This window comes from Paenibacillus sp. AD87 (genome assembly GCF_001659845.1).
In the GTDB taxonomy this organism is placed as follows: Bacteria; Bacillota; Bacilli; order Paenibacillales; family Paenibacillaceae; genus Paenibacillus; species Paenibacillus marchantiae.
In genome coordinates this window covers 3,607,895-3,620,405 of record NZ_LXQN01000007.1, presented here as the reverse complement: position 1 = coordinate 3,620,405, position 12,511 = coordinate 3,607,895, and the positions used below count along the sequence as shown (strand labels likewise).

General features: G+C 47.3%; 8 protein-coding genes. All 8 read left to right on the top strand.

The annotated features are described in order from the left end of the window. The first annotated feature begins 227 nt into the window (after positions 1 to 227). A complete protein-coding gene (locus gpAD87_RS15780) occupies positions 228 to 1,973 on the top strand; it encodes a sensor histidine kinase (RefSeq protein WP_064639148.1) in 1,746 nt (581 codons plus the stop codon). A gap of 89 nt (positions 1,974 to 2,062) precedes the next feature. After that, the gene (locus gpAD87_RS15775; protein WP_064639147.1) at positions 2,063 to 3,685 is read left to right on the top strand and encodes a response regulator; all 1,623 of its coding nucleotides are present in this window, start codon (positions 2,063 to 2,065) and stop codon (positions 3,683 to 3,685) included. Between the two features lie 124 nt (positions 3,686 to 3,809). Continuing rightward, on the top strand, positions 3,810 to 5,495 hold the full coding sequence (locus gpAD87_RS15770; RefSeq protein ID WP_063564727.1) for an extracellular solute-binding protein: 1,686 nt from the start codon (positions 3,810 to 3,812) through the stop codon (positions 5,493 to 5,495). Positions 5,496 to 5,742: 247 nt separating this feature from the next. After that, on the top strand, positions 5,743 to 6,633 hold the full coding sequence (locus gpAD87_RS15765; RefSeq protein WP_062321959.1) for an ABC transporter permease: 891 nt from the start codon (positions 5,743 to 5,745) through the stop codon (positions 6,631 to 6,633). 29 nt (positions 6,634 to 6,662) lie between these two features. Continuing rightward, positions 6,663 to 7,541 carry a carbohydrate ABC transporter permease gene (locus gpAD87_RS15760; protein WP_064639146.1) on the top strand — a complete coding sequence of 293 codons (879 nt, stop codon included), beginning with the start codon at positions 6,663 to 6,665 and terminating at the stop codon, positions 7,539 to 7,541. A 32-nt stretch (positions 7,542 to 7,573) separates the two neighbouring features. Continuing rightward, on the top strand, positions 7,574 to 8,683 hold the full coding sequence (locus tag gpAD87_RS15755) for a glycoside hydrolase family 53 protein (protein ID WP_082935141.1): 1,110 nt from the start codon (positions 7,574 to 7,576) through the stop codon (positions 8,681 to 8,683). A 34-nt stretch (positions 8,684 to 8,717) separates the two neighbouring features. Then, positions 8,718 to 10,790, top strand: a complete 2,073-nt coding sequence (locus gpAD87_RS15750) for a beta-galactosidase (RefSeq protein ID WP_064639145.1) — start codon at positions 8,718 to 8,720, stop codon at positions 10,788 to 10,790. Between the two features lie 281 nt (positions 10,791 to 11,071). Beyond that, positions 11,072 to 12,511: an NAD-dependent malic enzyme gene (locus gpAD87_RS15745; protein WP_063564724.1), complete on the top strand. Its 1,440-nt coding sequence runs from the start codon at positions 11,072 to 11,074 to the stop codon at positions 12,509 to 12,511.

Sequence of the window (12,511 nt, the reverse complement as noted above, 5' to 3'; positions counted from 1 at the left end):
CTCTTTTTGGCGTGGAAGTTGCAATTAGTGCAGAAAAGTTGGTTTTGTCACCTTTATGTATGTATATGGTAACGCTTACGATATATAGAGAGTCTCTTTAAAGAGATTAAGTCAGGAATAACAGATGAGCTGTGGAGCGGATTCGCCCAGAAAAAATAGTTTATGTTTAACGCTTTCATCGTTAAAATTAGATTCACTGACTAATGAAGGCAAGGTGAGGTAAGCAGATGTCATACCGGACGAATCTATTTTCCAAAATGGTCATTTTAATTCTAATTATGCTGGTTCCAGTCGTACTGCTGTACTGGTATTCCAACCACAAAACGACAGCAGTTCTGCGAGATGAACTCAATCGCTCCAACAGTAACCAACTGGAATTTTTTCAGAATCAAGTGAACACACACATCGAGTTGTTATCCTCGTGGCCGAATCTGCTCATCCATGATCCCGATATTGCGAGCTTCCGGCGGATCTACGCCGACAGTAAATATTTCGATCTGGATACGATCAATTTGGTTAAACGTATTCAGAACAAGCTGAGCATCCAGGAGAGTTCATCCAACTGGACAACGAAATTGTACCTTTATTCGCCGACGCTGGGCAGAGTCATCTCTGAAAGAGATGCTGGCTATTATGATCAGCAGACGCTGAGAGGCAACATATCATCCGGATGGAATGTTCGAAAGACTCAGGAAGGGGAAGATGATAAATTCATCTTCAGCTGGATCACCGTATCTCCGTACGGCATTAGCGATCCCGCAGCCAATGCGCAAACCGTGATTAAACTAGAATTCGACAGTGACAACATTCGAGATATGTTGGACAAATTCAAGGACGATGGTCGCCATGATCCATTTTATTACCGGGAAGAGACGGGGGTCATCTATAACCGAACCTCTGATCGTGCCCTGACAGGTCAGCTGATGGACAAGCTGGCCATTGATAAGCTTAAGGATGTGGATAATCGGACGGTAGTCATTAACGGCGAGCCTTATATGGTTAATACGGTAAAGTCCAGCACGACCGGCTGGTATCTGGTCGATTACATGCCACTATCGGCTATTCTGAAGCCGATTCATCAATCTAATATACTGTTCTATTCAGCGATGATCTGTCTGCTATTGATGAGCTTTGCCGTAGCCTATCTGTTATATGTGCAGGTCCAAGTTCCTGTCAAACAGTTGATTCGTGGATTCCAACGATTGAAGCAGGAGGATTATTCAGTCCGAATTACACCCAAAGGACGCAATGAATTCAGCTTTTTGTCCGAACGATTTAACTCCATGGTGGCGCAGATTCAGCAGTTGTTTGAACACGTGTACCTGGAACAGATTCATGTGCGTGAAGCCCGGCTGAAACAGCTGCAATCGCAGATTAATCCACACTTTTTCTATAATTGTTTCTCATTCATTACGAGCATGGCCAAGCTGAAGCGTGTCGATGCCGTCGTTGCCATGTCGCATAATCTGTCCCGATACTATCGGTATACGACGAGGCAGGAGCGTGATGTGGTGCCGCTCACAGAGGAAATTGAATTCGTTACCTGTTATCTGGAGATTCAGCAGATGCGTATGGACCGAATACGTTTCAAAATTGACTTATCGGAAGAGCTCTTGAGGCAGGAGGTGCCTCCGCTAATCGTACAGCCACTGGTGGAAAATGCGGTCATTCATGGAATTGAAGCCGATGCCGAAGCTGGGGAAATACGGGTGTCCGGAGAACAGAGAAATGGCATGATGATTCTTACCGTAGATGACGACGGGCAAGGTATGGATGAATTGGACCGGCAGATGCTGCTCCACAAACTTACAGGCGGTATGGACCAAGAGATGGGATGTGGGTTGTGGAACGTTAACCAGCGTCTTCAGCTCAGGTATGGGGAGCAGGCGGGAATTAGCGTCACGGAATCACCGCTTGGTGGGCTGCGTGTTACCTTGTCCTGGCCTACTGACGAAAAACATCTTATTGAATAGAAGGATAGAAATAGAGACGCCATATGACCACAGAATTAGAACTATAGAAAGAATGCATTGCATAACGAAGCAGATAGGGAGTGACTGTCTTGATTGATATTTTACTGGTGGATGATGAAACGTATGTAACTGAAAGTCTGGAATTGACCATTCCTTGGGGCGAGCTCGGGGTTACGACGGTTTTGCGTGCAGCATCTGGCAAGGAAGCGCTGCAGATCTTGGAAGAGAATGCAGTGGACCTTGTGGTGACCGATATTCGAATGCCGGGCATGTCCGGGCTGGAACTGGTGGAGGAGGTAAGCAGTCGATGGGCGCATATCCGCTGTATTCTGCTGACCGGGCATAGTGATTTTCAATATGCCAAAAAAGCAATTCAGCTGCAAGCTGCCGATTATATTCTCAAGCCGGTGAACGATGAGGAATTCATGGCTTCGGTCTCTGCTGCCATCACGTCCCTTCGGGATGATTGGGATGAATTTGATAAATACCATCGGTTGTTATATAGCCGGAAGTCAGATTATAAAATTTTGCGGGAGAATCTGATGCACGATTTGTTATTGGGCCGCGAGATTACAGCACGGGCACTGGGTGAACAGCTTGAAAAGTATGAAATTGTGCTTCAGCCGGATCAACCGGCAGTTATGATGCTAATTCGCCTTACAGGCAGGTTCTCGGCAATGGACCAGCAATCACTGGATTTGATGGAGTTTGCGGTTGGCAATATCGCCGAAGAGGTGTTTGGTCCCCAATTCAACGTATGGTTTGGACGAGGTCCTCATGAGAGTTTGGTCATGATGATACAGAATCAGGACTGGACAGAGCCTGCTCAGACCAATGTGGAAGAACTGAAACAGCCAGTTGGAACTTTCCGCGAGCATGTCATTCGATATCTGCAAGGTGATTTGTCCATGGTGGTCACTGCGCCGTTTCAATTTGCCGAACTGATGACCGCTTATCGTAAAGGTCTAGGATCACTCGTACTATCGGGTCCAGAGGAAAATACGATCATTTACATGGATAAAGAACTGTCCAAACGACCGGAGAACGATGCGGCTCAAGCGCTTGAAGAGCTCTATAAGCCACCCGTTCTGCCTCAATTGCTTGAAACCAAACAGTGGGAGGCTGCGGCACGTAAACTGAATGCTGTCTTTGATGCAGCGGACCGTGTATGTCTCTCCAGAGAGCATGTATATGAGATGTATTTGTCAGTAACGAATGCTTTTATGTACATTGCGCACAAGCAGGGGCATCTCGTACATGAAATTGATCATGCGGGATTTGATCTGCTATTGGCACATCAGTTGATTCAATCACCTGACAAGCTTCGACGCTGGGCGACTGAGATGCTTGCCAAGTTGCAGGAGGAACTGTCGGATCAGGAAGGCGTGCAGAGTCGCAGACACGTCATCAAGCAGGTTCAGGAGATGGTAACCAGAGACGCAGGACAGGATCTATCCGTGAAGATGATCGCAGACAAGGTGTATTTGCATCCCGTTTATTTGTCCAAGATCTACAAAGCCGAGACAGGTGAGGGGCTGGGCGATTATATGATTCGCATGCGGATGGAGCGTGCATTGTATTTGCTCAAAAACACCAACAAAAAGATATACGAGATTACCAGTGAACTTGGGTACCAAAATCCGCAATATTTCAGCAAAATGTTCAAAAAACATTACGGCATGACACCGAATGAATATCGGGATCAGGCATAATTTCAACATCATTCCAATATATAGGTTGCCAAAGGTGCAGAAATCTTGTTTTCGTGACATAGGCTGAAAGACCCGGCAGGCCTATAATGAAAGGGTAACCAAAATGATTGAAGGGGGAACAACATTGAGAGCGAAATCCACGAAAAAGAGATTACTGTCGCTTCTCGCAACGGCGGTGTGTCTGACCGGCGTCCTTGCAGGCTGTACAGGAGGAAATAGCGGAGGAGATAGCGAGGCATCAAGTACGCCAGCTATTGAAAACGAATACAAAGAAAAATATGATCCTGCAGTAACGATTACAACGGCATGGGGAATTGATCCTGAGCTAAAATTCAAAAATGGCGAATCGATGGAAAATAACGTAGCAACCAAGTGGGCCAAAGATCAATTTGGCATCGACATCAAATCCTTGTGGTCTGTAACGGATACGAACAACGCATTTGCGACAAAACTTCGTCTTGCTATGTCATCCGGTCAGGAGATGCCTGAAGTGGTAATGGTAGGGGACAACCTGCTTGCACAGGATCTGATTGATTCTGGCATGTACCAGGAAGCGGGTCCGCTGTTCGACAAATACGCTTCCGACACATGGAAAAAAGCGATGGAGCAGGATCCCAATGTATGGAACCAGTATAGCCGTGACGGCAAAAGAATGGGTATTCCCGTACTGGACTATGCGTACAACAATGATTACCTGCTGTGGATTCGCCAGGACTGGCTGGACAAGCTGAATCTGGAGGCGCCAAAAACGATCGATGAACTGGAAAAAGTCATGGATGCGTTCAAAAATCAAAATCCGGATGGCTTAGCTCCAGATAAGGTCATTCCGCTCAGCATTGGTTTCAAAACATCCATGAACACATGGATGGGAGATCCATCCTGGATCTTTGGTGCATACGGAACATTGCCGTTCCAATGGAATGTAGCTGAAGACGGCAAGCTGGAGTATGGTTCCATCAATCCTGGCATGAAGCAAGGTCTGACCAAATTGAGCGAATGGCTCAAAAAAGGTTACATCCCGCAGGAAGCAGCATTGTGGGATGAAAACAAAACAGCCGAGCCAGCAGTGGCAGGTACAGCCGGTATTATCCCAGGTCCATACTGGATGAGTGGATGGCCGCTTCTGGATACAGTGAAAAATGTGCCAAGTGCCGTTTGGAAACCGATTGAAATCCCGACCGGTCCAGAAGGCAAAGCTATGCGTCATGGTACACAGTTTGTTAACGGCGTCATTCTGATCAAGAAAGACATGGAGCACCCTGAAGCGTTCTTCACGTATGAGAACTACCTGTTCGACAATTATGCAGACCCGGCACCGGGTAGCCAGTATGATAACGGTCTATTTGCAAAGTATGACTATCAATTGGATGCCAATGGCAAACAATTGCCGATTGACCAAATCGAAGGCGGATATGTGAACGTTGTACGTTATTTGCTCGTTCGTGACGGCGCCCGTATTCCGGATGCTCAGATGAAAGCCCTGCTCAATCTGGCAGATGGCAAAGAGCCTGAGACGAAGCTTGAGAAGGATGTTGCTGTCAACTACGGTAAAGAGACCCCTGCCGCAGCGAAAGTGTTGCTCAGTCAGGAAGAAATCTCCTACAAAAACATGTTCACAGGTCCTACAACAGCGACAATGAAATCCAAGCTGGACTACCTGAACAAAATTGAGAATCAAGCATTCAACGAAATTATTTATGGCAAAAATCCGGTAGATGCGTTCGATACATTTGTACAAACGTGGAAATCGGGTGGCGGCGACCAAATCACACAAGAGGTCAACGAATGGTATGACAGTGTGAAAAAATAAGGATACAGCAGCGTGCAGACCAACCAGGTCTGTGCGCTTTTTTGTCGTTATGAGAGCCTGATTTGCCTCGGGGAGGTGCGGGTCAGCAGTGGATGAATGACTGGAATGACAGCGAGTCCAAACTGGTTGCTTTTGTGCCATTTATATTGCTTTTATGTGCTGTTTGACCTATGCAAACGGTTGATATAATCGCAGTATAAGCCGCTCAGGGAGCACTTGAGTAGGAAGAATTACAGGGGGAGCAATCATGAGAACTTTAAAACGAACTTGGCCATTTCACGTAATGCTGCTGCCAGCCATCATCTTTTTGATCATATTCAGCTATGTGCCTATGGGCGGAATCGTTATGGCATTTCAGAACTACAAACCATGGCTCGGCATCAGCGGCTCGGAGTGGGTCGGGCTAGATAATTTTAGATATTTGTTTGAACGCGAAGACAGCCTGCAAGTCATATGGAATACTCTGATCATTGCTGTACTCAAACTCATTTTTAACTTGTTTGTCCCGTTTGTGTTCGCGATTCTGTTGAATGAAGTTCGCAAGATGGCGATCCAGCGAACGATCCAAACCTTGGTGTATCTGCCTCACTTCTTGTCTTGGGTTATCCTGGGCGGAATTCTGATTGATCTGTTATCCACCGGAGGACTGGTGAACCGGGTACTCGGAACATTCGGACTTGGGCCATATTTCTTCCTTGGAGATAACAGCTGGTTCCGACCGACGATCATTCTAACGGATGTGTGGAAAGAATTCGGCTATAACATGATTGTCTTCTTGGCTGCCCTTGCCGGCATTAACCCAGCGCTGTATGAAGCAGCAGAGATTGACGGAGCGGGTCGCTGGAAGCAGACACTGCATATTACCATCCCGTCTCTTGTACCGATGCTGATGGTGGTTGGAACACTGGCACTGGGTAACGTGCTTAACGCTGGGTTCGATCAGATTTTCAATCTGTACAACCCGCTCGTATATCAAACGGGCGATATTATTGATACATTCGTTTATCGCTCGGCGCTGGAAAATGGAGAGATGGGCTTCGCGACCGCAATTGGATTATTTAAATCGGTCATCAGCATGGTCTTGATCCTTGTATCATACAGCTTAGCCAAAAAATACGCCGGATACCGCATATTCTAATCGAATGAACAGAGAAAGAAGGGACCACGATGTATCATAAATCAACGCCTTATCGCGTGTTCAATGTCATCAATATTTGTTTTCTCATTTTGGTTGCCATTATGTGTATTGTACCGATGATTCACGTTCTGGCTGTATCCTTCAGTAACAAGGCTGCCGCAGATGCCAATCTCGTTAACCTCTGGCCGGTAGGGTTCTCACTTGAAGCATACAAAAAAACGATGAATAACCCGATTTTCCTAAACTCTCTCTGGATTTCCTTGCTGCGGACAGTCATTGGTACGGGAATTACGTTGCTGATCACCTTTTTGGCAGCGTACCCGTTGTCGAAAGAAAATAATGAATTTAAAGGAAGAACCGTCTATTCATGGATTTTTGTTTTTAGTATGATCTTCAATGGGGGACTCGTTCCCTTCTATATGGTCATCCAGAAGATCGGCCTGATGGATTCCTTCTGGGTGCTGGTGCTTCCGGGAGCGGTTAACACCTTCCTCGTTATTCTGATGCTAAACTTCTTCCGGGGTATTCCGAAAGAGCTTGAGGAAGCGGCGCTGATGGATGGAGCCAATCACTTCAGAACGTTGTTCAGTATCTTCCTGCCGATTTCCATGCCATCTATCGCAACGATTGCATTGTTCAGCATGGTGTTTCACTGGAACTCATGGTTTGACGGATTGCTCTACATGAACAATGCCAAGGATTATCCACTGGCCACTTTCATGCAGACCGTAATTATCAAACGTGATATGAGTACGATGGCCATGAACCCGAAAGAGATGGAAACCATTTCTCAAACCACAGTAAGAGCGGCACAAATTTTTATTGGAAGTGCGCCAATCCTCATTGTGTATCCATTCCTGCAGCGCTTCTTTGTCAAAGGTATGACCTTGGGTTCAGTTAAAGGCTGAATCTGCATCTAAATTAAACGGAGGTTGATGAAGTGAGCAATTTAAAGGAAGAGGCATTCGTTCTCGGAATGGATGTGTCATTTATGGATGAAATTGAGCAGCATGGTGGGAGCTATCGTGATGAGCATGGGCAGCAGGAGGACCTGCTGACCCTTCTCAAGCTGGGTGATGCCAATGCAATTCGGTTGCGAATCTGGAATGATCCTGTAGGCGGATTCTGTAATCTGGAGCGGACGGTAGCGGTAGCCAAACGGATCAAGGAACAAGGATTACAATTTTTGCTGGATTTTCATTATTCGGATCGCTGGGCTGATCCAGCCAATCAATGGAAGCCGAAGGCATGGGAGAAGCTGTCCTATGAGGAACTACAACGTGAGGTATGTACCTATACGGCGGATGTGCTGAGAACACTCAAGGAGCATGATGCATTGCCGGACATGGTGCAGGTGGGGAACGAAATAACACCTGGCATGTTATGGGATGAAGGACGTGTTGGTGGGGAAGAGCATGATACCGATGAACAGTGGGAGCGTTTTGCTGGACTTGTGAAGTATGGCATCGCTGCTGTTAAATCGGTTGATTCGGAAATCAAAATTATGATTCATATAGACCGCGGTGGTGATAATGCGGAGAGTCGCAAGTTCTATGATCGGTTTGAGGCGCTAGGTGTGGAGTTCGATATCATTGGGCTCTCATATTACCCTTGGTGGCATGGAACACTGGATGCACTGCGGGATAATCTGCATGACTTGGCTGAACGCTACGGCAAACCAATCAATGTTGTTGAAACCGCTTATCCTTGGACATTGGAGCAGCCTGAAGGTCACGAGTGGATTCTGAATCAGGAAGAACTGTTACTGCCCGGGTATCCGGCAAGTGTGGAAGGACAGACACGTTATCTGAAGGATTTGCTGCAGATTATTCGTGAGGTTCCCGGAGGTCTAGGAGCGGGATTCTATTACTGGGAGCCTGCCTGGATTCCTAGCAAGGAAGAGTGGTCTGTTGGACATCCGAATAACTGGGGCAACCTGACGATGTTTGACTTCAAGGGTCAGAAGTTGCAATCGTTTTCAGCGCTGAAGGCTGGAGAGGAAAATGACACTACATTGGATGAGCAGCCGAGTGCTGCATTGATCAAATAGATAATTAAAATGAAATGAATAAGGAGTTGTCAGCATGACATACAAATATCCACCTGTGAGTTCCAAAGCACCTCATATGTTACATGGTGCAGATTATAACCCGGAGCAATGGCTACGCTATCCTGAAGTCCTTGAGGAAGATATCCGATTGATGAAGCTTGCCAAATGTAATGTGATGTCCATTGGCATCTTCTCATGGGTATCCCTTGAACCGGAGGAAGGCGTGTACACGTTTGAATGGCTGGATCAAGTGCTGGATCGTTTTGCGGCCAATGGAATTTATGCATTTCTGGCTACCCCAAGCGGTGCAAGACCTGCCTGGATGTCGGCCAAGTATCCAGAAGTGTTGCGTGTTGGGGCCAATCGGGTTCGCAACCTGCATGGCTTCCGTCACAACCATTGTTATACATCTCCGGTATACCGGGAGAAGGTTACTGCAATCAATACAAAACTTGCAGAACGTTACTCGGATCATCCGGCAGTAATTGGCTGGCACATTTCCAATGAATTCGGCGGGGATTGCCACTGTGATTATTGTCAGGACGCTTTTCGCGGCTGGGTGAAAAACAAATACGGCACACTGGACGAGTTGAATCACTCCTGGTGGACAACATTCTGGAGCCATACCGTGACAGACTGGAGTCAAGTGGAGTCTCCTGCCCCGCATGGAGAGACACAGGTCCATGCGATGAATCTGGACTGGCGCAGGTTTGTCACCGATCAGACCGCTGATTTTATCGTGCACGAAACGAAACCGCTGAAGGCCAAAAATCCCGATCTGCCGGTAACGACCAACCTGATGGAATTTTATGAAGGATTGAACTACTGGAAATTCGCTGACATTCTGGATTTTCTGTCATGGGACAGTTATCCGACATGGCATGATGCGGACGAAGAAGATACACTGGCATCCAGAGTGGCGATGATGCATGATATCGTTCGTTCCATCAAGGGCGGGCAGCCGTTTTTATTGATGGAGAGCACACCAAGCTCAACTAACTGGCAAGAGACCAGCAAATTGAAACGTCCGGGTATGCATTTGCTGGCATCTCTGCAAGCAGTAGCACACGGCTCGGACAGTGTACAGTACTTCCAGTGGAGGAAGAGTCGGGGTTCCAGTGAAAAGCTTCATGGAGCGGTTGTAGATCATGTTGGGCATGAACATACCCGCGTGTTCCAGGATGTAACTGACGTAGGAGCAGCACTAGAAGGAATGCAGGCGGTGGTTGGAACGTCCGTTCCGGCTGAGGTTGCCATCATCTTCGACTGGGAAAACCGCTGGGCAGTAAAGGATTCCCAAGGGCCGCGTAACATCGGAGTGAAGTACGAGCAGACGGTAGAATGGCATTATGATGCATTTTGGAAAAAAGGTGTGCCTGTGGACGTCATCGACATGGATACTGATCTCTCCAAGTACAAACTGCTCATCGCACCTATGCTCTATCTGGTACGTGAAGGAGTGGGCGAACGCATTGAGCGATTCGTGGAAAATGGTGGTACATTTGTAGCCACGTATTGGTCAGGTATCGTAAATGAGAATGATCTGTGCTTCCTTGGAGGATTCCCTGGACCGCTTCGCAAGACGCTGGGGATCTGGTCAGAAGAGATCGACGGCTTGCATGACCGTGATCTGAATGGGATTGTGCCTGTGAAGGACAACGAGCTTCAACTGAATGCCGAATATGATGCTTTCGAATTATGTGACCTGATTCATCTGGAAGGTGCAGAAGCTCTGGCGACATATCGCTCCGACTTCTATGCCGGACGGCCTGCTTTGACCGTTAATCGTCTTGGTTCAGGTAAAGCCTATTATATGGCTACACGTTTCAAAGCTCCATTTTACGATGATTTCTATGGCAGTCTAATCGCTGATCTGGGTATAGAGCGTGCTCTTGAAACTCAGCTTCCTGCTGGAGTTACGGCACACATTCGCACAGATAGCACAGCGGATTATGTATTTGTGCAGAACTACACACCGGAGACGAAGCAAGTACAACTGGACAACCAGTCCTATCGTGATCTGCTGAGTGATGATGCTGTAGAGGGCAGCCTGGATTTGCAACCATATGATATCCGAGTATTGCGCAGAGCGGCTGAGCGTAAATAATATATTTGTTACTCATTTGGCTGGAAAATGTAGGGATAACAGCGATCGAAAGGTTGTTCTATCATCGGAGTGGCAAGTGTAAATATTCTTTAGTTTAACTTATATAGAGTGCAGAAGGGCCACCCTTAACGTCTCGATCAGACGGATAGGGTAGTCCTTTTTGTCGTATTTAGATCACAATGAGTACTTTTTCTGGGCAAGATAAAGGATAAACGTGTCCGCGCAGCGAAGACAAACAGGTAACATTGCAACTCATGACTTTCAGTCTGGGAGGAATTGGAATGAATCAAAGGAATTTAGACGGTAACAGCTTTATTATTCGGCTGGAAATGACAACAAAAGACATCAAGTTTGGTGAAGTGGCCTCGGCCATCTCGGAAGCTGGCGGAGACATTATCGCCATCGACGTAATTTCGACCAATCAGGATGTAAGTGTGCGCGACTTAACTGTCGCTGTAACGGATGCACAAGATAACAGCAAAATTATAGAAGGGGTGCGCCAGCTTAAAGGAGCATCCATCATAAACGTATCGGACCGGACGTTCCTGCTGCACTTGGGCGGCAAGATCGAAGTTACTCCGAAGGTCCCGATTCATAACCGTGAAGACCTGTCACGTGTATATACACCGGATGTGGCCCGGGTATGTTCGGCTATATCAGAAGAGCCTGGAAAGGCATTTTCGCTGACAATCAAGCGGAATACGGTTGCCGTAGTATCCGATGGTAGTGCCGTGCTTGGCCTTGGCAACATTGGACCACGTGCCGCGATGCCAGTCATGGAAGGTAAAGCGATGTTGTTCAAACAGTTTGCAGGAGTGGACGCTTTCCCGATCTGCCTGGATACACAGGATACCGAGGAAATCATTCGAACTGTGAAAGCGATCTCACCAGCGTTTGGCGGGATTAACCTAGAGGATATTTCTTCACCACGTTGCTTCGAAATTGAGCGTCGCCTGAATGAGGAACTGGACATCCCGGTATTTCATGATGACCAGCACGGTACAGCAGTTGTGTTGTATGCAGGTCTGATCAATGCGCTCAAGCTGGTTGGTAAATCCATCACGGATGTGAAAATTGTCGTCTGTGGTATCGGTGCAGCAGGTGTGGCATGCAGTAATATTCTGCTGTCCGCGGGTGCGAGTCGGGTTGTCGGGGTGGATCGTGATGGTGCGCTGGTACGGACGAATACCTATGAAAATGAAGTATGGAGCGACTATGCGGCTCGTACCAATCCGGAACTGGAGACAGGTTCACTTCGTGACGTGATTCGCGGAGCAGATGTCTTCATCGGTCTGTCGCGCGGTAACCTGTTAACCCGTGAAGATGTGCAAACCATGGCCGCCGATCCAATTGTTTTCGCCATGGCGAATCCTGTACCGGAAATTATGCCGTCTGTGGTGGAAGACATCGTGGCTGTCATGGCGACAGGCCGCTCAGATTATCCGAATCAGATCAATAACGTATTGTGTTTCCCAGGTATGTTCAGAGCCGTTCTGGATTGCCGTGCCAGTGAGATTAATGAAGAGATGAAGCTCGCAGCAGCTCAGGCGATTGCTTCAGCCATTTCCGATGAAGAGCGCACCCGCTATTATATTATTCCGAGTGTGTTTAACGATAAAATCGTCAAATCGATGCGCAATCGCGTGATTGAAGCAGCGGTCAAAACGGGTGTGGCAAGACGTATACCGCGTGAACAAACTCGCGAAGGCGGGGACGTGTAA

Excerpts from the sequence above, each read along its gene's own strand:
- gpAD87_RS15745 (WP_063564724.1), top strand. The coding sequence starts at position 11,072 with ATGAATCAAAGGAATTTAGACGGTAACAGCTTTATTATTCGGCTGGAA.
- gpAD87_RS15765 (WP_062321959.1), top strand. The coding sequence starts at position 5,743 with ATGAGAACTTTAAAACGAACTTGGCCATTTCACGTAATGCTGCTGCCA.
- gpAD87_RS15760 (WP_064639146.1), top strand. The coding sequence starts at position 6,663 with ATGTATCATAAATCAACGCCTTATCGCGTGTTCAATGTCATCAATATT.
- gpAD87_RS15750 (WP_064639145.1), top strand. The coding sequence starts at position 8,718 with ATGACATACAAATATCCACCTGTGAGTTCCAAAGCACCTCATATGTTA.
- gpAD87_RS15780 (WP_064639148.1), top strand. The coding sequence starts at position 228 with ATGTCATACCGGACGAATCTATTTTCCAAAATGGTCATTTTAATTCTA.